The following is a 22,887-nucleotide window of genomic DNA, read 5'->3' as shown; positions in this document are numbered from 1 at the left end:
TAAGCTACTCTTTTTTCCTCAGAGGACAGGTATGTCATTCACTTCTTTACCCAAACGCCTGACGCTGCTTGCCGTGCTGATCCTGGCGGGCTGTACCAGTAAAAAAACGCCGGAAGCGCCTGTAAAGCAGCCTGAGGATGTCAAAGCGCAGATCCAACGCCTGCTGCCTGCCAACGTCAGTAACAAATCAGGCTGGGCAGATGATATCTATACCTCATTCCGCACCCAGGGGCTTGAGGCCAGCGGCAGCAACCTGTGCGCGGTCATTGCCGTAGCGGGACAGGAGTCGGGTTTTGACGCCAGCGGTAACGTACCCGGTATGGCAAAAATCGCCTGGGACGAGATCGACCGCCGCGCGGCGAAGGTTCACGTGCCGGCGTTTTTAGTGCGCACAGCGCTGCTCATCAAATCCAGCAACGGCGAAAGCTATGCCGCGCGGCTGGATAAAGCCAAAAGTGAAAAAGACCTGAGCGAGATTTTCGACGACTTTATCGAGATGGTGCCCATGGGGCAGACATTGTTTGGCAACCTTAACCCTGTGCATACCGGCGGGCCGATGCAGGTGAGTATCGCGTTTGCCGAAGCCCATGCCAAAGGCTACCCATGGCCGGTTGACGGCTCCATCCGCCGTGAGGTCTTCACCCGCCATGGCGGCGTCTATTTTGGCACGATGCACCTGCTCGGCTATCCCACCGATTACAGCAAGCCACTTTACCGCTTTGCGGACTATAATGCGGGCTGGTACGCCAGCCGCAATGCCGCTTTCCAGGCGGCTGTCTCTCGTGCGACAGGCATGAAACTGGCGCTGGATGGCGATCTCATTCAGTACGGCTCAGACAAGGCGGGATCGACGGAGCTGGCGGTGCGCACCCTGGCGAAACGCCTGGATATGAGCAACAGCGAAATTCGCGACGATCTTGAGCAGGGCGAAAAGGCGGAATTCAGCAACAGCGACGTGTGGAAGCAGGTTTTTGCGCTGGCAGATAAAATGGCCGGACGGCGCCTGCCCCGTGAAATGTTGCCGGGCATTAAGCTTGAAAGTCCTAAAATCACCCGCAATTTAACGACGGCGTGGTTTGCGCAACGCGTCGACAGCCGTTATCAGCAGTGCATGTCACGTCAATAAGCACGGCGTTGTGGCGCAGTTGAACAGAGCTGTGCCACACTTAACCAGGTTCCCCTTTCAGGGGAATAACCCATTTGTTCAACAAGAGGTGCATCATGGACCGATATCCACAGAATGATTCAATAGTTCAGCCTGCATCTCGCGGGTTGCAGGCTTACATGGCACAGGTTTATGGCTGGATGACCTGTGGTTTATTACTCACCGCCTTTGTCTCCTGGTTTGCCGCCCGCACGCCAGCGGTGATGGAGCTGGTGTTTGCCAACCGCATGACCTTCTTCGGCCTGATTATTGTGCAACTGGCGCTGGTGTTCTTCCTCTCTGGCATGGTCCATCGCCTGAGCGGTGCCGTAGCGACCGGGTTGTTTATGCTCTACTCGGCCCTGACCGGGTTAACCATGGCCAGCATTTTCCTGGTTTACACCTATTCCTCCATTGCCAGTACGTTCTTTGTCACGGCGGGGATGTTTGGTGCCATGAGCTTCTATGGCTACACCACCAGGCGTGATCTGAGCCGCCTGGGCAGCCTGCTGTTTATGGCGCTGATCGGTATTCTGCTGGCATCGCTGGTGAACTTCTGGCTGAAAAGCCCGGCGTTGATGTGGGCGATTACCTACATTGGCGTGGTGGTGTTTGTCGGCCTGACGGCCTATGACACGCAGAAACTGAAAAACATTGGCGAGCAAATTGATGCGCGCGACACGGAAAACCTGCGTCGCTACTCGATCATGGGTGCGCTGACGCTCTACCTTGACTTCATCAACCTGTTCCTGATGCTGCTGCGTATTTTCGGCAATCGCCGCTAAAACACGGGCTGCTCTGGTTTGCCAGAGCAGCCGCTTCCCGGTTACGACTTCTGCAGTTTCTGTTCGTTTTTATGCCGCATATGCTTAGCGCGACTCTCCAGCCCCAGGTACAGCACCAACGCCAGCAGCAGGGGCAAAATAAAATAGAGCACCCGGTAGGCCAGCAGGGCGGCAATAATGGTACCGTGAGAGAGATCTTCGCCGCTCAACAGCGCTAAAAACACCGCCTCAAGCACGCCAATCCCCGCCGGAATATGAATAATCACGCCAGCGATACTGCTGATCAATAAAACCCCCAGCACCATTGGATAGCCCACATCCCGGCCCAGTAGCAGCCAGATAATGGTGCCCATCACCATCCAGTTGGCACAGGAAACGGCAAACTGAAACAGCGCCATGCGTAAAGAAGGCAGCTGTAACGTCTGGCCTTTGACCGTCCAGCGGCGACGTTTAGAAAACGCACAGGCCCAGAGATAAATCGCTACTAACACCAGTAACGCAGCCCCGATAAGCCGTAGCGTGGTTTCGCCGATAAACCAGCCACGGGGGATGGAAACCATTCCTGCACTGAAGATCACGCCCGCCAGTAAGATATAACCCAGCCAGTTGGTGGCAATGCTGAGTGAGAAAATGCGCGTAATGGTCCCGCTGTCCAGGCCAAGGCGTGAGTACAGCCGATAGCGCATGGCCACGCCGCCAACCCAGGTACTGAGGGTCAGGTTAAAGGCGTAGCAGATAAACGACACCAGCATCACCTGACGTTTGGCCAGTTTATGACCGCAGTAGGCGCGACCGATCAGGTCGTAACAGCCATACACGAGGTAGCTGACGATCACCAGGCCTGCGGCGGTCAGCACCACGAAGCGGTTATAGTTGACGATAACTTTATAGACGTCATCCCAGTTCACCTTGCGTGCATAGATGACCAGCAGCACAATGACGGCCACGAAGAACAGGCCAGTGAGTATTTTTTTTGCCAGTTTCCAGCGCGGATGCGTGTTTGCCATCAGGATTTCGCTCCTTCATTGTTGGCTTCGACGCGATCTTGCGTCTCCATTTCAGGCTGCACGGGCGGGTCAACCTGGGCCAGTTTTGGCGTGTGTGCCGGCAGCCAGCCGGCGATTGCAGGAAAGTGGCGCAGGAAGTGGAACACCACGATGCTTTTAGACAACTGCCACCAGTTACGCGGCGGCAGTTTATCCTCCTGAACGCGCTGGCAATCTTCTGCCAGTAAGTGCTCAAGATTGTCGCGTAATGTCTCATTAAAGTGGCGATCGTGAATGATCAGGTTCGCTTCGAGGTTTAGCGACAAACTTAAAGGATCGAGGTTGCTGGAGCCGACCGTCGCCCACTGCTGATCTTTCACCGCCACTTTACCGTGCAGCGGACGACGGCAGTATTCGTAGACCTCCACGCCAGCATCTACCAGATAGTTATAGAGCAGCTCTGCGCCGACTTTCACAATCGGCATATCGGGCTCGCCCTGCACAATCAAACGCACCCGAACACCACGCTGTGCCGCATTACGCATTTCCCGCAACAGTCGGTAGCCGGGGAAAAAATAGGCATTCGCAATAATCACGTCCTGTTTGGCACTGCGCAGCATATCCAGATAATGCTGTTCAATATCGTCCCGGTGTTGATCATTATCGCGATACACGAAGAGCACCTGCGCGTCGCCGGGCAGGGCGTTCTTGGCCGGACGATGTGAGCGCTGACCCCACCAGCGGCGGGTGGTGGCCTGACTGCCGATTGCCTCTTGCAGATAGCGGGTAATATCCGCCACTACCGGTCCTTTTACCTCAACGGTGTAATCCTGTTTGGCTTCAGGGCCATAGTCGGTGTAGTGCTCGGCGGAGAAATTAATCCCACCGACAAAGGCGATAACCCCGTCAACCACCACGGTTTTGCGATGCAGGCGGCGAAAGACGTTGGTGCGCATGCCCATCACCAGCGGACGCGGATCGTAGTAAATAAAACGGACGCCCGCCTGGGTAAGGCTGTTCACAAAGTCGTCTGACAGCTCGGACGATCCGTAACCATCCACCATCATTTCAACTTTGACGCCGCGCTGTGCTGCGGCCAGCAACTCGCGGTGTAAAGCGTTACCGACATCGTCTTCAAACAGGATAAAGGTTTCCAACAGCACACTGCGCTCGGCACGCTGAAGGGCGCCAAAAACCCGGGGGAAAAACGTATCCCCGTTTTCCAGCAGGCGCAGTTTATTGCCGTTTTGCCAGTCAAAATTCATAGATGGATCTCCACCGCCAGCGGCGCGTGATCGGAAAGGTGTGACCAGGGCTTACGCGGCAGCGCCCAGGGATGACTCACCGTGGCGTTGCGAACATAAATGCGATCCAGTCTCAGAAGAGGAAAGCGGGCCGGGAAGGTGCGTGCTGGTCGACCATGTTTGATGCTGAAAACCTCTTTTAGCCCGGCTCCTTTTTGCAGGATTTTATTGGCGCGTCCCTGCCAGTCGTTAAAATCGCCAGCCACCACCACGGGCGCATCCGGCGGCAGAGCCAGCACCATCTCGTTCAGCATCGCTATCTGGGCGCGACGGTGGGCCGCTTTCAGACCAAGGTGAACGCAGATAACGTGCAGCGTACCGTAGGGCGCGGGGAGCGTAATCTGGCAGTGCAGCATCCCCCGGTTTTCGCTACCGGCCACCGAGACATCGCGGTTCTGATATTCGGCAATGGGAAAGCGCGACAGCACGGCATTGCCGTGGTGTCCTTCCGGATAGACTGCGTTACGCCCATAGGCAAAATCATTCCACATGGTGTCAGCCAGAAACTCGTAATGTGAGGTATTGGGCCAGTTTTCATGTTGCAGAGGATGGATGTCATGTGTTCCCATCACCTCCTGCAACAAGACGATATCTGCCGAGGTTGCGCGTACGGCTTCGCGCAATTCTGGCAAGATGAAGCGCCGGTTAAAGGGGGCAAAACCTTTATGGGTATTGATCGTCAGGACTTTAAATGAAAATCCTTGCTGGATTTGTGGCATACTCGCGACGCGCTCCTTTTCATCTTCATCAACCACAAAGTGTAGTCTTTGTCACAAATGGAGGGTGAAGAAGAGGAATAAATAGGGCGTTATCTGATATTTGCTTTACATTGATGAAACCGTCCCTGGCCGGATACGGTTGCATTCAGGCAACCCGCCAGGTCTGCAGGAGAAAAAATGAAATTGTCTAATCGCTTTCAAATTATTACCGGTCAAACCTGGGCCCACATCGCTATGCACCTGCTGGTGATTGCCGCGCTGGTATGGGGCTGGAGACACAAAGCACTGGTCGAAGTGTGCAGTACCCTGGTGGTGACGTATGCAGGGGTGTTTATCGCCATGCTGATCACGCAGCGTAGTGCCCGTTTGCGTACCCTCGGTGATTACCTCGAAGAGGCGACGACCACCTACTACTTCGGCGCTGCGATGATGACGCTGTTCCTGATCTCTCGCATTTTCCACAACAATCTGCTGCTGGCCAGCCTGGGCATGGTTATGCTACTGGGCCCGGCACTGGTTTCTCTGTTGGCCAAAGAGCCTGCACGACGCATTGAGAAAAAACGCAGTTAACGGCGCTGCCCGACAACCCAAGCCACCGCAAGGTGGCTTTGTTGTTTAGACCGTTTGTAAGCAATTGTGAGCTATCTCGCACAGGAACGTTAAAGCTGTTACACTCCGCCGCTTATGCATCGTAGTTTGCACCCTTTTCACGCGTCAGCGTCAGCTGGCGTCACTATCCCTCTGAAAACTACACCGTGAAACACGGTCAGAGTGGACCGGAGTAATACTCGTCATGTCTTTTGACTCTCTCGGCCTGAGTGCCGATATTTTGCGTGCGGTTGCTGAGCAAGGCTATAGCGAACCGACACCTATTCAGCGCCAGGCGATTCCTGTGGTGCTGTCCGGCCGCGATCTGCTGGCAAGTGCGCAGACCGGCACCGGCAAAACTGCCGGATTCACGCTGCCTTTACTACAGAAGTTGTCGGCAAATACCGGCGCAGTACGTGGATGTCGTCCGGTGCGTGCGCTGATCCTCACGCCTACCCGTGAACTGGCGGCTCAGGTCGGTGAAAACGTCAGCGATTACAGCAAATATCTCCCGCTGCGTTCTTTGGTGGTATTTGGTGGCGTCAGCATTAACCCACAGATGATGAAGCTGCGCGGCGGCGTCGATATTCTGGTCGCTACGCCAGGCCGTTTACTGGATCTGGCTCATCAGAACGCGGTTGACCTCTCTCAGGTGGAAGTGCTGGTTCTGGATGAGGCCGATCGTATGCTCGATATGGGCTTTATCCACGATATTCGCCGTGTGCTGGCAAAACTGCCTGCCAAACGTCAGAACCTGCTGTTCTCGGCGACGTTCTCTGACGAGATTAAAACCCTGGCAGAAAAACTGCTGCATAACCCGGAGCAGGTGGAAGTGGCACGCCGCAACACCGCTTCGGAGCAGGTTTCTCAACAGGTGCATTTTGTTGATAAGAAACGCAAACGGGAACTGCTGTCGCAGCTGATCGGTGAAGGTAACTGGCAGCAGGTGCTGGTGTTTACCCGAACCAAGCATGGGGCTAACCACCTTGCAGAACAGTTGGGTAAAGACGGTATTACCGCTGCGGCGATTCATGGCAACAAGAGTCAGGGTGCACGTACGCGCGCACTGGCTGATTTTAAATCCGGCGCAATTCGCGTGCTGGTGGCCACCGATATCGCGGCCCGTGGCCTGGATATTGAAGAACTCCCACATGTCGTGAACTATGAGCTGCCAAACGTAGCGGAAGACTATGTGCATCGTATTGGTCGTACCGGCCGTGCGGCGGCAACCGGGGCCGCACTGTCACTGGTGTGCGTGGATGAACACAAACTGCTGCGCGATATTGAACGTCTGCTCAAGCGTGAAATTCCGCGTCTGGCCGTACCGGGCTATGAGCCGGATCCCAGCATCAAAGCGGAACCTATCGTGAATGGCCGTCAGTCACAGCAGCCACGCGGCCGTGGTCGCAGCCCGGGCGGACAGAGTGCAGGCGCTGCGCGTCCACAAGGGGACAAGCGTTCACAGCCCCGTCGTCAGGGACCGGCAGCGGGCCCGTCTGACAAGCCAGCTGCGCGTCCACGTCGCCCAGCGCCTAAGCGTAGCGGAAACGCCTGACAATGCGGGTTTTACTGGCACCGATGGAAGGCGTACTGGATTCTCTGGTGCGCCAGCTGTTAACGGAGGTCAACGACTACGATCTGTGCATTACAGAATTTTTGCGCGTCGTGGATCAACTCTTGCCGGTAAAATCCTTTTATCGACTCTGTCCTGAACTGCACCATGCCAGTCGTACGCCCTCGGGCACGCTGGTCCGGCTACAACTGCTGGGGCAGCATCCGGACTGGCTGGCGGAAAATGCCGCACGAGCGGTTACTCTGGGCTCCTGGGGCGTTGATCTCAACTGTGGTTGTCCGTCAAAGCTGGTCAACGGCAGCGGCGGTGGTGCCACGCTGTTAAAAGATCCCGATTTAATCTATCGCGCGGCAAAAGCCATGCGGGCAGCGGTACCGGCTTCGTTGCCCGTCACGGTGAAGGTGCGGCTGGGATGGGATTCCAGCGCGCGCAGTATGGAAATTGCGGATGCAGTACAGCAGGCCGGCGCCAGCGAGCTGGTGGTGCATGGTCGAACCAAAGAAGACGGTTATCGTGCCGAGGCGATCAACTGGCAAGCCATCGGCGACATCCGTCAGCGCCTGCGTATTCCGGTTATCGCGAACGGCGAGATCTGGGACTGGCAAACGGCCCAGGACTGTCTGCGGACCACCGGCTGTGATGCCGTGATGATTGGCCGAGGCGCGCTTAACGTGCCTAACCTGAGTCGGGTCATCAAATACAATGACGCGCCCATGTCCTGGCCGGAGGTGGTGGCGCTGTTACAGAAATATACCCGGCTGGAAAAACAGGGCGATACCGGCATGTACCATGTCGCACGTATCAAACAGTGGCTCGGGTATTTACGTAAAGCCTACGTTGAAGCCGGTGAGCTGTTCGGTGAGATTCGCGCGTTAAAATCGTCTCAGGATATCGCCACGGCCATTGACCGTTATGCCGGTTGCAAGAGCAGTCCAGCTCTGACGCCTTCAGTGTGGTAAAAATCGGTTAGCGCAGCGTCCTGCCGCGCTTGCCATTAATACTTTTCAGGCACGATCATCGTGTCCGGCACGTCATTACGGCGGTAATCCTGCGACCGTTCACGCGGTGGCAAAATAATTTCATCATGCGTAGCGTCTTCATAAGGCACCTGCTGCAAGAGGTGGCTGATGCAGTTCAGTCGCGCACGCTTTTTATCCACGCCCTGAACGACCCACCAGGGGGCCTCCGGGATATGGGTCCGGCTCAGCATCTCTTCTTTCGCTTCGGTATAATCTTCCCAGCGGCGGCGACTTTCCAGGTCCATCGGGCTGAGTTTCCACTGCTTCAGTGGATCGTGAATACGGCTCAGAAAGCGCAGTTCCTGCTCCTCGTCCGTAATGGAAAACCAGTATTTGATGATTTGAATACCGCTGCGAGTCAGCATTTTTTCAAATTCCGGCACGCTGCGATAGAACTCCTCGACGTCAGCCTCACTGCAAAAGCCCATCACCCGTTCCACGCCCGCCCGGTTGTACCAGCTCCGGTCGAACAGCACCATTTCCCCGGCGGCGGGCAGGTGCGCAATGTAACGCTGGAAGTACCACTGGGTTTTTTCGCGATCGTTAGGCGCTGGCAGGGCGGCAACCCGGCAGGTGCGCGGGTTAAGGCGCTGCGTGATGCGTTTGATAACACCGCCTTTACCGGCGGCGTCGCGGCCTTCGAACAGAATGACCAGCCGGTGGCCGGTGCGCATCACCCAGTCCTGAAGCTTAACCAGTTCGCCCTGCAGGTGCAGCAGTTCGCGAAAATAGCGACGACGCCAGGCCTTCTCATCATTCCCGTCAGGCGTGGTCTCGCCAAAACGCAGGTCGTCAAGTTCCATCTCCAGCTCTTCATCGTAGCTGTCGTAGAACTCCTGTAACAGACGCTGATTAAACGTGTCCCGGTTAAAGCTGTTATCGTGTGTTGCCATGACGAATCACCTGGTCAGATGTGGATAAACAGCCCGTAGAGCAGGGCAGAAAGTAAGACTGAAACCGGCAGCGTCAGTATCCAGGCCACTGCCAGATTCCGCAGCGTGGACATTTGCAGGCCTGATCGGTTCGCCGCCATGGTGCCTGCCACGCCGGAGGAGAGAACGTGCGTGGTGGACACGGGCAAACCGAATGCGTCGGCCGCGCCGATGGTCACCATCGCCACCAGTTCGGCGCTGGCACCCTGCGCATAGGTCAGATGGGTTTTACCGATGCGTTCCCCTACGGTGACCACAATGCGACGCCAGCCCACCATGGTGCCCAGCCCCAGTGCAATCGCCACGACCACCTTCACCCAGACAGGAATAAAGCGCGTAGCGCTGTCCAGTTCGGTTTTCACGGCGGTTAAATTGCGTTCAGTATCGTCCGGCAGGGCAACGTGGGCGCTTTGCAAATGTTTGATGGACTCCGACGCGAGGTACATTTGATTGCGCGTGTTGCTCACGGATTGCGCCGGGATATTGTCCATCGAGCCGTAGCGGCGGATCTGTTCGCCCACGTCGTGCAGCGTCATCGCCAGGGCCGGCAACACGTTGGCATTCATTTGTTCGCTGCTGACAAATGCGGTTAACACGTCCCGTGGGGCCGGTGCGGGCGTGGTGGCAGGCTGAATGTGCAGGAGCTGGCGCGCCGTGACGTCGGTCAGGGCGGCCACGCGGGGGATCTGATCGGGCGGCAGGGAACGGTTCAGGGCATAGGCGATCGGCATGGTGCCAACCAGGATCAGCATGATGAGCCCCATGCCTTTTTGTCCGTCATTCGATCCATGGGCAAAAGAGACGCCGGTACAGGTCAGAATCAGCAGTCCACGGATCCAGACGGGCGGCGGCTCGTTGCTCTGCGGGGCCTGATAAAGCTGACGGTTACGAATAAACAGCTTCATCGTCCACAGCAGCAGGGCGGCGCAGACAAATCCCACCACCGGCGACAGCAGGAGTGCGTATCCGACTTTCAGCGCCTGCTCCCAGTCCACACCGCTCAGCCCGCTGCGGCCGTGCAGCATGGCATTGGCAACGCCCACGCCGATGATTGAGCCAATCAAGGTATGCGAGGAGGAGGAGGGCAGGCCAAGATACCAGGTGCCCAGATTCCAGATAATGGCCGAGAAGAGCAGGGCATAAATCATGGCAAAACCGTTGCCGCTGCTGGCCTGCAAAATCAGTTCGACGGGCAGCAACGAAATAATCCCAAACGCCACCACACCGCTGGAGAGCATCACGCCCAGGAAATTACAGACTCCTGACCAGACCACGGCAATACCGGGAGTCAGAGAGTGGGTATAGATGACTGTCGCGACCGCATTTGCGGTATCGTGAAAACCGTTTACGAACTCAAAGCCCAGCGCAATCAGCAGCGCGAGGCCTAATAAAAAGAAGGGTAAGTAACTGGTGACCGGCGTGTTGGTTTTTTCTACATCATGAAACAAGTTAAATCCGGCAAAGGCCAGACCGGCGATCAGCAGAAGAAAGAAAATCGCTTTTGTGAAGCGGCTCCCTTTGCCATTGAAATCGGGTCGTCCATGAGTCGGGCCTGAAGAGGGTAAACTGTTTTCGCTCATGCAAAACCTCATAGCGGATGCAGATGCGGATTTACATCTGTTTCACGCTGTGTGATACCCGCTTTTTGTGACAAAAAAATGATCTGCGCCGTGAGAGGTCATTTTGCTGTAACAAAACTTCAGCAGGCTGAACTTCTTTATTAATAATGCTGACAGGATAGCCATGGCGACAGACGTTGTTCTTACCCCACAAAAACGTGATTTTGATGATGATGTGGCAGGACTCATTCATGGTTATCTCTTTTCTCCCGATGCCCTTCCTGTTCGCCTGAATGCCCGTGAAGCAGTTAAACTCGGTGAGCATCTTCCTGATGACGGCTTTCTCTGGCTGCATATCAATCTGAATCATGCCCGCGCGCAGCACTGGGTGCAGAGTCATTTTCAGGTGGATGATGACTTCTTCGACGAAATTCACTCGGCCTCGCCGCGAACCCGGCTGGCGGAGCAAAATAGCGCGTTGCTGGCGGTACTCAACGACGTCACGCTTAGTCAGGAGAACCGCAGTACGCAAAATGCAACGCTGTGGATATGGTGCCGGCGTAACCTGGTGGTCAGCGCACGTTATCGCCCGTCAGTGATGATTGAAATGATGCAGCAGAGGTTAGCCCGGCATAGCTTTCCCAGCGCAGAGGCTTTGTTGCTTTATTTGCTTGGTGAGCAAGAGTCCCAACTGGAACAGGTCGTGCGGCGCATCAGTCAGGTGGTCGATAACATTGAAGAGCGCCTCTTAAGTCCCGCCATTAAAGCTAATCGCAGCGAGCTGGGGCACTACCGGCGCATGCTGTTGCGGATTCAGCGCCTTCTGGCACCTGAACCGGCGGCGCTGTTTCGCTTGCTCAACCGACCTCCGGCCTGGCTCAACCACGACACGCTCCGCGAGCTGCGGGCGTTTACCGAAGAGTTCAGCGTGGTGCTCAACGATCTCGCCAGTCTGATGGAGCGCATCCGGCTGCTGCAGGAAGAGATTGCAGCACGTCTGATGGAACAGAGTAACCGCACGCTCTACCTGTTAACCGTGATAACCGTTCTGGCACTGCCAATTAATATTGTGGCGGGATTTTTTGGCATGAATGTAGGCGGTATTCCGCTGGCGGCGAATCCACACGGGTTTTTACTGCTGGTGCTGATCGTGCTCGCGTTCACCCTGCTGGCGGGCTGGCTGGCCTTGCGACGGCCCAGCGTGTAGAGGCAGCGGCCGGTGACAGAGCCTGTGCAGGGCATAAAAAAAGCCAGCCCGGTTAACCGGCGCTGGCTTTTTACCCCGTTAAGGGTCAGACCTTACAGATTACCGTTGCTTGCTGGCGCAGGCTGTGACGGCTGCACAGGCTGTGAAGGCTGAACCTGCGGCTGCTGTTCTGCCGGTTGCGACGGCTGAGACTCCGGCTGTACAGCGACCGGATTCGTTGGCTGTGACATCACCGGCGTCATCGGCTCTTCTTTTGGCTCCGCATCTTCGCCTTCGGTTACCTGAACAGGCGCGGGCACCACGTTGTTTTCTGGCGCGTTAACCTGAACCGGCATACCGGAGCGGTTCTGAATCGCTTTATCAACCTGAGACTGGTTCACGCTGCCGTCTACCAGGACTTTGCCAACGGCCTGGGTCAGCGTAATGGGCACCAGCTCACGAGAGTTAAACTGTTCTTCCGTGGTCGAGAGCGGATTGTGCACTTCCATCCAGCGTGAACCGTCTGGCTCAACCGAGGCTTTCACCGGCTGGTTGATAAACTGCACGCGCGTGCCAACCGGCACATGATCGAACAGCCATTTGATGTCGTCGGCACGTAAGCGCACGCAACCGTGACTGACCCGCAGGCCAATACCGAAGTTAGCGTTGGTGCCGTGAATAGCATACAGACGACCGATATAGAGCGCATACAACCCCATCGGGTTATCCGGACCGGCCGGGAACACGGCAGGCAGGTTTTCACCACGTGACGCGTATTCTGCATGCATCGCTTTCGTTGGCGTCCACGTCGGGCCATCTTTTTTACGCTGAACGGTGGTGGTCCAGTTCAGCGGCGTGTCTTTACCCAGTTCACCGATACCGATAGGCAGTACAACCACCGTTTTGGTGCCTTTCGGATAGTAGTAAAGACGCATTTCAGCACTGTTGATCACAATGCCTTCACGCGGCGCGTCAGGCAACAGTAACTGCTGTGGGATAATCAGTTTGCTGCCAGCTTTCGGCAGATAAACGTCAACGCCCGGGTTGGCTTCCAGCATATTGCTGAGGCCCATTTGGAACTGAGCTGCAAAAGCTTCCAGAGGTAATTTGCTGTCCTCGGGAATGGTAATTTCAATATTTTGCCCGGTCAGACGGCTGTTTGCCGGCGGTAACGGGTAAACAACAGCAAGGGCTGACTGACTGAATGCCGCCAAAGCCAATGCAAGTGAAGCGAACGCGCGAATGCTTTTTTTCATATTTTACAAGTCTTTATCGCCATGTTTCAGGCTTGTCAATGTATCGAACCCATGCTGGTCACTATGACCTGCTGCGCATTATATGTTCATTAAACTGATGTTGTGAATCAGGATTTTAACCGCTTTAAAATACTTTACCTGACTCGCCTGCGTTATCTGCCTTTGTTCTTTACCAATTTGGGCGAAAAACAGCCCATCATGGCTGCCAAAGCGTGACGTCCCCGTTTAGCTTGCGGTTCAGGAAAAACGCGGCGCTGATCAACGCAAGATGCGTCAACGCCTGAGGCGTATTTCCCAGGGCCTGCCCATGACTGTCAAACTCTTCCGCATACAAACCCAACGGATTAGCGTAGCTCAGTAATTTCTCGAACTCAAAATGTGCTTCGCGAATGCGTCCGGCACGCGCCAGACATTCCACATACCAGAACGAGCAGGCACCAAAAGAGCCCTCTGCGCCGGTTAGCCCATCAGCTGGCGTTTCGTGAATGTTATAACGACGTACCATGCCGTCGCTCACCAGGTTCACCTGGATGGCATCCAGCGTTGCGATCCAGTCCGGATCGGTGGCGCCCACAAAACGCACCAGCGGCATCAGCAGCATGGAAGCATCAAGGTGTTCACCGTGGCGGGTCGAAACAAAATGTCCGCGTTCACTGTTCCAGAAATTCTTCCAGATATCATCGCGGATCTCGCGACGGGTTTTGTCCCAGCGATCGTAAGGCATCGGCAGTGAACGCTTCATTGCCAGCCGCAGGCCCCGATCCAGAGCGACCCAGCACATTAAACGTGAGTGAAGGAAGTGCTCCGGCTCGCCGCGCATTTCCCAGATGCCGGCATCGGGCTGATGCCAGTTATCGCAAAGCCAGTCCAGCATGTCTGACACATGATTCCAGCCCCGCTGAGAAATGGCCTCGCCGTATTTGTTGGACAGGTAAATGGCATCCATCAGTTCGCCATAAATATCTAACTGTTTTTGCCGCCAGGCATCGTTACCAATGCGCACCGGGCTGGAGTTGGCATAGCCGGACAGGTTAAGCAGCGACATCTCCTGAAGATCCGTACTGCTGTCCAGGCGGTACATCACCTGCAGCCGCATTTCATCATGGTGGCTGTTCTCCACACAGCGGCCAACCCATTCTGTAAAGTGCCTGGCTTCGTCCACGTAACCCAGCCGCATCAGGGCGTACATGCTGAATGAGGCATCGCGTATCCAGGAGGCGCGGTAATCCCAGTTGCGTTCGCCGCCCAGTTCCTCGGGCAGGCCAAAGGTGGCAGCCGCGGCGATGGAGCCGTGTTGCCAGGAGGTCAGCAGCTTAAGAACCAGCGCAGAGCGTTGAACCATCTCCTGCCAGCGACCGTGATAGGTGCTGCGGCTGCTCCATTCCCGCCAGTAGCTCAGCGTTTCTTCAAAGCAGTTAGCGGTGGCCAGCTTTTCGATATGGGCATCCTGTACGCTGCCAAATTCGAATTCGGCATGTTCACCGGCGTTAAGCTCAAAACTGGCGGTGGCGTGATTGCCTTCCAGCGTCATCACCACCGTTGCCGCCAGGCGCAGCGAGGGCTGATCGGTGGCGTGAAAATCGATGCAGCCACGTTGTACCTCAGCGCGCGTGTCCGCCCGGGCGTAATCATGGCGCGGGGAGCACACCATATTAAAGCGGGCCCGGCCCCGAACCATCTTTACCCGTCGGATGATACGCGGCAGTTTATCCTGCCGGTCGCAGATCGGCATGTAGTCGGTGATCTCGGCAACGCCTTCTTCGGCCAGCCAGCGGGTCTGCAGAATATTGGTATCAGGCAGGTAAATTTGCTGGCGTCGGGCATTTTGCCAGTCGGGTGCCAGAGAAAACAGGCCGGCCTCGTCGCTGTCCAGCAGGGCGGAAAACACCGATGGGCTGTCCAGTTCCGGCCAGCAGAGATAATCGATAGTGCCATCGTTTGCGACCAGGGCGCAGGTGCGTAAATCGCCTATTACGCCATGGTCGTCAATCTTACGTTTAACCTTGCTCATCGGTTTCTCCCTGTCGTGTCAGCCTTAACTATAGCCAGGTACATTCATCGCGCTGCGTTCTGACACAGATCGTTAATTCGGGCGCCGGGCTGTCCACAAAAAGCACAATCTTCATTGCGGTATATACTTTTCATACACTTCCAGAGGAGACCGTTATGACTACACCACAACGAAAAGTTGCAATCGTCACCGCGTCGGATTCAGGCATTGGCAGTCGTTGTGCTGAAATGCTGGCAGAGCAGGGGTTTGATATTGGCATCACCTGGCGGTCTGACGAGGAAGGCGCACAGCGCACGGCAAAACGGGTCGCAGAGATTGGGCAGCGAGCGGAGACGATCCAGCTCGACCTGGCCGATCCGCCCGCAGGGGGCAAGGTGCTGCAGCAGCTTATAGACAAGCTGGGCCGCATTGATGTTCTGGTCAACAATGCCGGAGCGAATTTCAAAGCGGACTTTATGGACGTGACCTGGGAAGACTGGCGTAAAACATTTAGCGTAGATGTGGATGGCGTGTTTATCTGCGGCCAGGTTGCGGCACGCAACATGATCAAACAGGGGCAGGGCGGACGTATCATCAACATCACCTCCGTGCATGAGCACACTCCGCTGCCGGGTTCCGTTGCCTACACCGCTGCTAAACATGCGGCAGGCGGGCTGACTAAATCGATGGCCTTGAGTTTGCTGCCCCATAATATTTTGGTAAATGCCGTGGCACCAGGCGCGATCGCCACGCCAATGAACAAAATGACCGATGACGATGCGCACAAGGTCAAAATGCCTGAGATTCCTGCAGGTCGTCCAGGAGATACGCACGAAATTGCCAGCATGGTGGCCTGGCTGAGTTCTGAATGGGCCACCTATACCACCGGCCAGTCATTTATCATTGATGGCGGCTTTATGCTGGCAAATCCCCAGTTCAAGGGTTACTGATCGTCGGCCCGGCGATTATTCCAGTGGCGAATGGCCCAGCGAACCCCAAAGGCAACGAGCACGGCGGCAGCCAGCCACAGCAGATGTTTAAAGTGCTGATCAATCTTGTGCAGCCAGGGGGCAATGATTCCGCCGGCAAAATAGCCGAGTGTCACAAACAGCAGTGACCAAATTGCCGCCCCAATGATGTTAAGCGCCAGAAACTTCAGCGGATTGAGGCGGCTTGCCCCAATGATAATGGGACCGATCAGGCGAAAGCCGTACATAAAGCGCGCGCCGATCACGAACAGGCTCGGACGCCGCTTAATCAGGCGGTTAGCTTTGACAATTTTGTCCTGATGTTTTTTAAACCGCCGCAGGATACCTGTACCAAAGCGCCTGCCAATCCAGAAGAGCAGCTGGTCGCCCAGAATGCCGCCTGCCATCGCCGCCAGTACTACACCCGTGTAATGCAGTAACCCTTCATGCGCGGCTACGCCGCCCAGCAACAGAAATGTTTCCCCTTCGGCAATACAGCCGATAAACAGCGCAAGATAGCCGTACTGCGTAATTAATGCGTTGATATCCAAATGCAAGATGCACTTCCTGTGTAAAGAAATTTCTTTCAGTTTATACCTGATTCGATAAGCCATACGTCTAAGCGTTAATCAGCGATCTTTTTCGCTGTTTTTTTGCGCAAGCCTCACAGAAGTTGCCTTGCCGTTTATACTGTAAGCAATGCTGCCCTTACGTGGATGCTGCATCAAAACGGGGTAGCCCAACGGCATCAGAGGAGTAAGCGTATGAACCATGTCTGGGGTTTGTTAGCGCATCCTAATCAGGAAATGCGCAATATCAAGCAAGAGAACGAAACGGTTTCGCACCATTACACTCATCACGTTCTGCTGATGGCAGCCATTCCGGTTATTTCCGCCATAATCGGCACCACGAACTCAGGCTGGAATCTGGGTGAAGGGCAGTATGTACAATTGAATTTCCCGACAGCACTGGGCCTGGGTATTCTGTTTTATCTGTTGATTCTGGGCGGCGTGGCGGTGATGGGACGCGTTATTCACTGGATGGCGCGTGACTACCCGCAGCGCCCTGGTGTTGAACGTTGTACGGTATTTGCGGGCTATGTGGCTACGCCGCTGTTTTTAAGCGGACTGGTGGCACTTTATCCGCTGGTATGGCTGTGCGTATTAGCGGGTGCGCTGGCGCTGCTGTATACCGGCTATCTGCTGTACGTGGGCATCCCGCTGTTTCTGAACATTGATCGGGATGAAAGCCTGCGTTTTTCAAGCTCCACTCTGGCCATCGGCGTGCTGGTATTTGAAGTATTGCTGGCCTTAACCGTAGTTCTGTGGGGCTATGGCCCGCACCTGTTTTAACCTGCCGTTGCCGCCTGCCGGGCGGCAACATCTTTTTAACGCTCAGAAACAATCTCACAAGGATAATTTTACCGCTTCAGCGTATGATGCTGCGGCCAGCCCACGCTCTGCCTGCTCAGTCGTCGGCGGCCTGTGTTTACACAGCGCACAATCTTAACCGGGTCTTTTTTTCACGATGCCTGCAAAAATTCGCTTTTCACTGTTAACGCTGGCGCTGCTCGTTTCCGGGCAGGTTGTTTCCCTTCCAGCACAGGCGACCACGACGCTGTCGCAAATGGCGCCCATTGCTCAGCCGCAAATTGCCTCAGGCAGCGCCCTGATCGTCGATCTGACGAGCGGGAAAACGTTATTTTCCAGTCACCCTGACCGGGTGCGGCCGATTGCCTCGATCACCAAGCTGATGACGGCAATGGTGGTACTGGATGCGCATCAGCCGATGAACGAGATGGTCGCGGTTGATATCAGTCAGACGCCAGAGATGCGCGGCGTGTTTTCACGCGTGAAGCTTAACAGCCAGATAAGCCGCCGGAGCATGCTGATGCTGGCGCTGATGTCATCTGAAAATCGCGCGGCGGCCAGCCTGGCCCATGCGTATCCCGGCGGATATAACGCCTTTATTAAGGCGATGAATGCTAAGGCGCGTGCGCTGGGCATGAACCATACCCATTACGTTGAACCTACCGGTCTCTCCATTCATAACGTCTCCAGCGCTGAAGATCTGGTGAAGCTGTTAAAAGCCACGCGCGAATATCCCCTGTTGGGCGAGCTGAGCACGACCAAAGAAGAAACCGCCGTATTTACCCATCCCAGCTACGCGCTGCCGTTCCGCAACACCAATCATTTGGTGTATAAGAATGGCTGGCACATTCAGTTGACCAAAACGGGCTATACCGATGAAGCGGGACATTGCCTGGTCATGCGCACCATGATTAAAAACCGCCCGGTGGCACTGGTGGTGCTGGATGCATTTGGTAAATATACCCATTTTGCCGATGCTAACCGTCTGCGCGACTGGCTGGAAACGGGCAAAGCGGCCCCGGTTCCAGCGGCCGCGCTGGCCTATAAAAAACAGAAAGCAGGTCAGGTTGCCAGCAATGCTGCCAGCGGTTCTGAAGTAGAGTAATATCCGGCCGGGCCGCCGCGGGCGGCCCGGCCAATATTGATCGGTATTCCTATAGTTTCACGCCAGGCGAAAACCTAAACTACCCGCAAATGGCGAGGGTGATTCGCCTGATTACTGTGCCGGAATCTCATTCATATGCTCACGTTACGTTCCTTTATTGTTCTGATTTTTTTAGCATTGTTCACCGCTGTTCCTACCCTGAGCGTCGCCGCAGACGATCCGGCTCAGGCCACCACTACTCAGCAGCCTGACGACAAGCCGAAAGTGAACGCCTCGGTCGAGCTGCCCAAGATGCAGAAAATCCTCGACAAAATTAAAAGTCAGGTTTCCGTTGAAAGCGATGAAAACAAGCTGAGTCGGCTGAATGAAATGGCGCTGGAGCTGTCAGGCAATACGGATACGCTGGCCCAGGCATTGCAGCCTGATCGTCAGCAGCTTGAGGCCCAGCTGGCCGTGCTTGGCCCAGCCCCCAAACCGGAAAGCGGCGTCAAAGAGACGGCAGACGTCACGCGTAAACGTAGCGCGCTGGAAAGTCAGAAAAGTAAGCTCGACGATCAGATTAAGCAGGCGGAGGGCATTAAAAACAGCGCCCTGATGCTGTCATCGCAAATCGTCAATCTGCGCCGCGATCAGTTGAAAAACAAACTGGCGCTTAACTCTGGCAGCATTTTAGGGCCACGTTTCTGGTCGCCGGTATTCAGCAGCCAGGATCTTGACGATGAGAAGATTGGCGATTTCTTAAACGAGCTGAAAGATACCGCTGCGCTGTCCTGGGAGCCAGGCTGGCGTCTCGGTACGCTAGGCTGGTTACTGGCCGCCGTGCTGGTGATGACGTTGGGACGCCGCTATGGCGAAGAATTTTTAGCCTGGGTCAGCATAAATAAACTGCCGGAAGGACGCCTGCGCCGCAGCTTTTTGGCGACGGCCGTGGCCCTGACCAGCCTGGTGGCGGTGGTGTTGACCTTTGCCTTTATTTCCCAGGCCTTTACCCGCCGCGATGAAGTTTCCAGCGATGTGCAGGACTTTATTTATCGTCTGGTCGAATTAAGCGTTTATTGTGGATTGATTGCCGGGCTCGGGCGAGCATTTTTGTCCACGCGTCGGCCAAGCTGGCGTTTACCCACCATCTCGAACGAGGTGGCGCTGGCCCTGAAGCCTTTCCCACCTATCACCGCCTTGCTGGTGTTTATTTTCCAGACGGTAGAGTCCTTTAACTACACCGCCGGGACCAGCCTGAATACCAGTATCTTTGCTAACGGCCTGACAGCATTGCTGATCGGCAGCACGGCGCTGGCAATCAGCATGCGCACCAAGCGCGTTCGTCGACGTCTGGCGCAGGAAGGCACGCCGCCGGAAGCGCGCTCGACGCTGGTCGGGCTGATTCAGATGGCCTTGACGCTGACGTCGCTGACGATTCTGGCTTCGCTGGTGATTGGTTACGTCACTCTGGCGCGTTTTTTAAGCTACGAGCTGGTGTGGTGTGGGATTTTGTTTGGTTCGTTTTACATACTCAGCCATCTGGTGAATGACGGCTGTGAGAGTTTGTTCTCGGTCAACAACACGACGGGTAAACGTATCCAGGGGTCACTGAACATCGACGAACGTCACCTGCAGCAGGTGGCGACCATTTTGGCCGCGATTGGCAAGACGTTCCTGGTGTTATTCGTGGCGCTGGCGCTGCTCAACGGTACCTTTGCCTCGTCGACGCCCATTGAGTTGTTGCAGAAAGCCATCGAATTCTGGGGTGGCAAAGGGCTGGAGTCGCTGAATATCGTTCCGGCGCACCTGGTTAACGCGTTGTTGTGCCTGATTGTCGGCATTTACGTGCTGCGTTCGGTTCGACGTTGGCTGGACAACGATTTCCTGCCTAAAACCACCATGGACAGCGGGATGCGTGTTTCGCTCGTGACGCTGTTTAGTAACGTGGGCTATGTGCTGATTATCCTGCTCACCTTATCGATAATGGGTCTGCAGTGGAACAAGCTGGCCTGGATCGTCAGTGCGTTATCCGTCGGTATTGGTTTTGGCTTACAAGAGATCGTGAAGAACTTTATTTCTGGTCTGATCCTGCTGACGGAACGGCCGGTTAAAGTGGGCGATTTGGTGACGATTAGCGGCGTAGAAGGAGACATTCGTCGTATTAATGTCCGCGCCACGGAAATTCAGTTGGGTGACAAATCCACCGTGATCGTGCCTAACTCTCAGTTCATCTCTCAGAACGTACGTAATGCGACAATGGGCAATGCGCAGGGCGTGGTGACCATTAGCCTGACGTTCCCGCTGGATATCGATCCGGTACAGGTGCGGGAGATTTTGCTGAAGGTCTATGAGGAAAACGAGCGTATTCTGGAGAACCCGGAACCCTCGGTATCCTTTAAAGATCTTACCGCTCAGGGCATCGTGCTGAGCGTGACCGGCAACGTTGCCAGTCAGCGCCAGATCGCGGGTGCGAAGAGCGATCTGCTGTTCGATATTCTGACCCGCTTGCGTAAAGAGGGCATTGTGCTGTCCACGCCGCAGACCATGATTATTGAGCGCCGTCAGCTGGTTTCTTCTGATGCGGTAACCGAAGAACCTCCTCGCTAACTACATGGGCGGTCATTTTCGCTGACCGCCCATTTTACTCTGTTCAGGTGCGATGTGCCCGGTCAGGGCTGTTTTACCGCCCAGCCTTTTAGCTTGCTGGTTTTACCGATGCCCGGATTAAAGCTGTTGGTGGGGTCGAGCTTGCGGTAAAACGCGGTGAGCTGTGGCTGGGCCTGATACAGATGCCCGACATTATGCTCTGCCGGATATTCCGCCCCGCGAGTATGCAAAATCGCCAGCATCTTTTCTTTCAGCGCATGAACATCCACCCCTTTTTTCACAATGTAATCCTGATGGAAGACATGGCAGAAGAAGTGCCCGTAATAAAGGCGATGGCTTATCGACTGAGTAATCTCATCAGGCAGACTCTCAAACCACGCTTTATCATTGCGACGCAACGCAATATCCAGCGCCAGAATTTCTTCTACCTGATCCGCATGCACGGCGTGATAGCGCACCGCCGCGCCCGCGGCCGCAAAGCGATGTAGAAAGGCATGCGCACCTTCTTTTCCTTCGCATTCAAAAAACTCGCCGCCACCCTCACGAAAAAACTCACGCAGATAGTCACGCGCTTCCGCAATGCCATCACCCGACATTTTCAGCATTAAATGGTGTTGGTATTTATCACGATACTGTTTCATGCGCCTGGGCAGATGGGCGGGGAAAAGGCGACTGACGCGCTGCAGCAGCCGGTCGCTCAGATGCGGTTTGATAAACGACAGTTTGTTTAACCAGCCATCGACCCGGCCCTTAAGACTGAAAAACAGCGGCATCTTGTCGGTGCCAAGCTTGTCGATCATCAGGAAGGTGTCTTTGCCATAGACTTCGGCGATGTCGTAGATATCCCGATGCATATATTCCGCGGCCACGGGCAGATTGTTGAAATTTGCCAGCATATGGCAGCGCAGGTCAGCCAGTACCGAGGCATCATTGGTGCCGATATAAAACACCTGCTGTTGCGGTTCGCGCGCAAACGTATCCAGGCGCACCGCAAATACCGCCAGTTTGCCTGCGCAGCCCGACGCTTCAAACAGGCGGCGGGCATCGGCGTTAAAACGGGCGGGCGTATCCGCATCAACATCACGCACCCGTTCGGCGTAGTCGTGATCGGAGGCATGACGGCCGTCATGCAGCACATCCCCGGGCTGCCAGCGATCATCATCCAGCCGTCCCAAAATCTCTTCCGGCGAGGTGCCAAGCTCAATACCAAGGTGGTTGACTAACTTCAGCCGCCCTTGAGCGTCAATCTGGGCAAACAATGCCATCTCACTGTAGGCCGGGCCACGTTTAATCAGTGAACCGCCGGAGTTGTTGCAGATGCCACCCAGCACCGACGCGCCAATGCAGGATGATCCAATAACGGAATGCGGCTCGCGGCCCAGCGGCGCGAGGATTTTTTCCAGCTGATACAGCGTACTCCCCGGAAAAGCCAGCACCTGTTTGCCGTTGTCGATCAGCTGTAGCTTATCCAGTCTCAGGGTACTGACAATGACCAGCGGGCGATCGTAGTCGTTACCCTGCGGCGTTGAGCCTTCAGTGAGGCCGGTGTTCGCCGCCTGCATCAGAATAATGGCATCGGCAGTCACCAGCGTTTGCAGGACGCGCCACAGTTCCAGCAGCGTCGCAGGAAAGACGACCGCCAGCGCGTCTCCCTCACCGGAACGGAAGCCTTTACGATAGCGGGCGGTATGGGCGGCCTTTGTCAGTACGTTACCAGCGCCGACCTGGCGGCGGAGATCGGCGATCAGGGCAGAAGGTGTCATCATGGGCAATTCCCTTGTCTTATGCATGCGTCATTACTGTAGCACGTGAGTTGC

Annotated in this window: 19 protein-coding genes; 10 read left to right on the top strand and 9 right to left on the bottom strand. The window is 55.5% G+C overall.

Annotation, left to right across the window (positions count from 1 at the left end):
* The first annotated feature begins 31 nt into the window (after window positions 1-31).
* Window positions 32-1,126 carry a DUF1615 domain-containing protein gene (locus tag GKC68_RS15570; protein WP_342656312.1) on the top strand — a complete coding sequence of 365 codons (1,095 nt, stop codon included), beginning with the start codon at window positions 32-34 and terminating at the stop codon, window positions 1,124-1,126.
* A gap of 95 nt (window positions 1,127-1,221) precedes the next feature.
* Entirely contained in the window at window positions 1,222-1,929 is a 708-nt protein-coding gene (locus tag GKC68_RS15565) for a Bax inhibitor-1/YccA family protein (protein ID WP_028723794.1), read from the top strand.
* Window positions 1,930-1,970: 41 nt separating this feature from the next.
* Here GKC68_RS15565 and GKC68_RS15560 read toward each other — a convergent pair whose 3' ends face one another.
* Genes GKC68_RS15560 through GKC68_RS15550 form a run of 3 tightly spaced genes read right to left on the bottom strand, consistent with a single transcriptional unit; the run spans window position 1,971 to window position 4,938 of the window.
* Window positions 1,971-2,936 (bottom strand): lysylphosphatidylglycerol synthase domain-containing protein, encoded by a 966-nt coding sequence (locus tag GKC68_RS15560; RefSeq protein ID WP_028723793.1) that lies wholly within the window; start codon window positions 2,934-2,936, stop codon window positions 1,971-1,973.
* Window positions 2,936-4,180 (bottom strand): cardiolipin synthase ClsB, encoded by a 1,245-nt coding sequence (gene clsB, locus GKC68_RS15555; protein WP_058706123.1) that lies wholly within the window; start codon window positions 4,178-4,180, stop codon window positions 2,936-2,938. Before clsB ends, GKC68_RS15560 begins: the two co-directional genes overlap by 1 nt.
* Window positions 4,177-4,938: an endonuclease/exonuclease/phosphatase family protein gene (locus tag GKC68_RS15550; RefSeq protein WP_342656311.1), complete on the bottom strand. Its 762-nt coding sequence runs from the start codon at window positions 4,936-4,938 to the stop codon at window positions 4,177-4,179. Before GKC68_RS15550 ends, clsB begins: the two co-directional genes overlap by 4 nt.
* 177 nt (window positions 4,939-5,115) lie before the next feature.
* Between GKC68_RS15550 and GKC68_RS15545 the strand changes: the two genes are divergently transcribed.
* The 3 genes from GKC68_RS15545 (at window position 5,116) to dusC (ending at window position 8,058) form a co-directional block, all read left to right on the top strand.
* Entirely contained in the window at window positions 5,116-5,508 is a 393-nt protein-coding gene (locus tag GKC68_RS15545; protein ID WP_028723791.1) for a YbhQ family protein, read from the top strand.
* Between the two features lie 223 nt (window positions 5,509-5,731).
* Complete coding sequence (rhlE, locus tag GKC68_RS15540) at window positions 5,732-7,081, top strand: ATP-dependent RNA helicase RhlE (protein WP_342656310.1); 1,350 nt, start codon at window positions 5,732-5,734, stop codon at window positions 7,079-7,081.
* Between the two features lie 2 nt (window positions 7,082-7,083).
* Window positions 7,084-8,058, top strand: coding sequence for a tRNA dihydrouridine(16) synthase DusC (dusC, locus tag GKC68_RS15535; protein WP_342656309.1), 975 nt, complete (start codon window positions 7,084-7,086; stop codon window positions 8,056-8,058).
* Between the two features lie 35 nt (window positions 8,059-8,093).
* Here the strand turns inward: dusC and ppk2 are convergent, their stop codons facing one another.
* Window positions 8,094-9,011 (bottom strand): polyphosphate kinase 2, encoded by a 918-nt coding sequence (ppk2, locus tag GKC68_RS15530; RefSeq protein WP_028723788.1) that lies wholly within the window; start codon window positions 9,009-9,011, stop codon window positions 8,094-8,096.
* A 14-nt stretch (window positions 9,012-9,025) separates the two neighbouring features.
* The gene (locus GKC68_RS15525; protein WP_089527671.1) at window positions 9,026-10,630 is read right to left on the bottom strand and encodes an inorganic phosphate transporter; all 1,605 of its coding nucleotides are present in this window, start codon (window positions 10,628-10,630) and stop codon (window positions 9,026-9,028) included.
* A 163-nt stretch (window positions 10,631-10,793) separates the two neighbouring features.
* Here GKC68_RS15525 and GKC68_RS15520 point away from each other — a divergent pair, with 163 nt between their 5' ends.
* A complete protein-coding gene (locus tag GKC68_RS15520) occupies window positions 10,794-11,816 on the top strand; it encodes a transporter (protein ID WP_028723786.1) in 1,023 nt (340 codons plus the stop codon).
* 92 nt (window positions 11,817-11,908) lie between these two features.
* Here the strand turns inward: GKC68_RS15520 and GKC68_RS15515 are convergent, their stop codons facing one another.
* Together GKC68_RS15515 and GKC68_RS15510 are read right to left on the bottom strand one after the other, a co-directional pair.
* The gene (locus GKC68_RS15515) at window positions 11,909-13,051 is read right to left on the bottom strand and encodes a L,D-transpeptidase family protein (RefSeq protein ID WP_028723785.1); all 1,143 of its coding nucleotides are present in this window, start codon (window positions 13,049-13,051) and stop codon (window positions 11,909-11,911) included.
* 196 nt (window positions 13,052-13,247) lie between these two features.
* A complete protein-coding gene (locus GKC68_RS15510) occupies window positions 13,248-15,062 on the bottom strand; it encodes a glycoside hydrolase family 15 protein (protein ID WP_264252849.1) in 1,815 nt (604 codons plus the stop codon).
* 155 nt (window positions 15,063-15,217) lie between these two features.
* On the opposite strand from GKC68_RS15510, the gene GKC68_RS15505 reads away from it, so the two are divergent.
* Window positions 15,218-15,991: an SDR family oxidoreductase gene (locus tag GKC68_RS15505; RefSeq protein ID WP_022623669.1), complete on the top strand. Its 774-nt coding sequence runs from the start codon at window positions 15,218-15,220 to the stop codon at window positions 15,989-15,991.
* On the opposite strand, the gene GKC68_RS15500 is transcribed toward GKC68_RS15505, so the two are convergent.
* On the bottom strand, window positions 15,985-16,566 hold the full coding sequence (locus GKC68_RS15500; protein WP_058706127.1) for a DedA family protein: 582 nt from the start codon (window positions 16,564-16,566) through the stop codon (window positions 15,985-15,987). The genes GKC68_RS15505 and GKC68_RS15500 overlap by 7 nt on opposite strands.
* Before the next feature lie 207 nt (window positions 16,567-16,773).
* Between GKC68_RS15500 and GKC68_RS15495 the strand changes: the two genes are divergently transcribed.
* From GKC68_RS15495 to GKC68_RS15485, 3 genes are all read left to right on the top strand, one after another.
* Window positions 16,774-17,361: a Yip1 family protein gene (locus GKC68_RS15495; protein ID WP_058706128.1), complete on the top strand. Its 588-nt coding sequence runs from the start codon at window positions 16,774-16,776 to the stop codon at window positions 17,359-17,361.
* A 175-nt stretch (window positions 17,362-17,536) separates the two neighbouring features.
* On the top strand, window positions 17,537-18,484 hold the full coding sequence (gene pbpG, locus GKC68_RS15490; protein WP_058706129.1) for a D-alanyl-D-alanine endopeptidase: 948 nt from the start codon (window positions 17,537-17,539) through the stop codon (window positions 18,482-18,484).
* 135 nt (window positions 18,485-18,619) lie between these two features.
* A complete protein-coding gene (locus tag GKC68_RS15485; RefSeq protein ID WP_028723779.1) occupies window positions 18,620-21,070 on the top strand; it encodes a DUF3772 domain-containing protein in 2,451 nt (816 codons plus the stop codon).
* Window positions 21,071-21,132: 62 nt separating this feature from the next.
* On the opposite strand, the gene dld is transcribed toward GKC68_RS15485, so the two are convergent.
* Window positions 21,133-22,836 carry a D-lactate dehydrogenase gene (gene dld / locus GKC68_RS15480; protein WP_264238519.1) on the bottom strand — a complete coding sequence of 568 codons (1,704 nt, stop codon included), beginning with the start codon at window positions 22,834-22,836 and terminating at the stop codon, window positions 21,133-21,135.
* Window positions 22,837-22,887: the final 51 nt, after the last annotated feature.

It is taken from the genome of Pantoea sp. RSPAM1 (assembly GCF_038816185.1).
GTDB lineage: Bacteria > Pseudomonadota > Gammaproteobacteria > Enterobacterales > Enterobacteriaceae > Pantoea > Pantoea ananatis.
The sequence above is the reverse complement of the archived record's forward strand: the minus strand, read 5'-3'. Positions and strand labels throughout refer to the sequence as shown.

Coding starts and splice junctions, on each gene's coding strand:
- GKC68_RS15570 (WP_342656312.1), top strand. CDS start 32: ATGTCATTCACTTCTTTACCCAAACGCCTGACGCTGCTTGCCGTGCTG.
- GKC68_RS15565 (WP_028723794.1), top strand. CDS start 1,222: ATGGACCGATATCCACAGAATGATTCAATAGTTCAGCCTGCATCTCGC.
- GKC68_RS15560 (WP_028723793.1), bottom strand. CDS start 2,936: ATGGCAAACACGCATCCGCGCTGGAAACTGGCAAAAAAAATACTCACT.
- clsB (WP_058706123.1), bottom strand. CDS start 4,180: ATGAATTTTGACTGGCAAAACGGCAATAAACTGCGCCTGCTGGAAAAC.
- GKC68_RS15550 (WP_342656311.1), bottom strand. CDS start 4,938: ATGCCACAAATCCAGCAAGGATTTTCATTTAAAGTCCTGACGATCAAT.
- GKC68_RS15545 (WP_028723791.1), top strand. CDS start 5,116: ATGAAATTGTCTAATCGCTTTCAAATTATTACCGGTCAAACCTGGGCC.
- rhlE (WP_342656310.1), top strand. CDS start 5,732: ATGTCTTTTGACTCTCTCGGCCTGAGTGCCGATATTTTGCGTGCGGTT.
- dusC (WP_342656309.1), top strand. CDS start 7,084: ATGCGGGTTTTACTGGCACCGATGGAAGGCGTACTGGATTCTCTGGTG.
- ppk2 (WP_028723788.1), bottom strand. CDS start 9,011: ATGGCAACACACGATAACAGCTTTAACCGGGACACGTTTAATCAGCGT.
- GKC68_RS15525 (WP_089527671.1), bottom strand. CDS start 10,630: ATGAGCGAAAACAGTTTACCCTCTTCAGGCCCGACTCATGGACGACCC.
- GKC68_RS15520 (WP_028723786.1), top strand. CDS start 10,794: ATGGCGACAGACGTTGTTCTTACCCCACAAAAACGTGATTTTGATGAT.
- GKC68_RS15515 (WP_028723785.1), bottom strand. CDS start 13,051: ATGAAAAAAAGCATTCGCGCGTTCGCTTCACTTGCATTGGCTTTGGCG.
- GKC68_RS15510 (WP_264252849.1), bottom strand. CDS start 15,062: ATGAGCAAGGTTAAACGTAAGATTGACGACCATGGCGTAATAGGCGAT.
- GKC68_RS15505 (WP_022623669.1), top strand. CDS start 15,218: ATGACTACACCACAACGAAAAGTTGCAATCGTCACCGCGTCGGATTCA.
- GKC68_RS15495 (WP_058706128.1), top strand. CDS start 16,774: ATGAACCATGTCTGGGGTTTGTTAGCGCATCCTAATCAGGAAATGCGC.
- pbpG (WP_058706129.1), top strand. CDS start 17,537: ATGCCTGCAAAAATTCGCTTTTCACTGTTAACGCTGGCGCTGCTCGTT.
- GKC68_RS15485 (WP_028723779.1), top strand. CDS start 18,620: ATGCTCACGTTACGTTCCTTTATTGTTCTGATTTTTTTAGCATTGTTC.
- dld (WP_264238519.1), bottom strand. CDS start 22,836: ATGATGACACCTTCTGCCCTGATCGCCGATCTCCGCCGCCAGGTCGGC.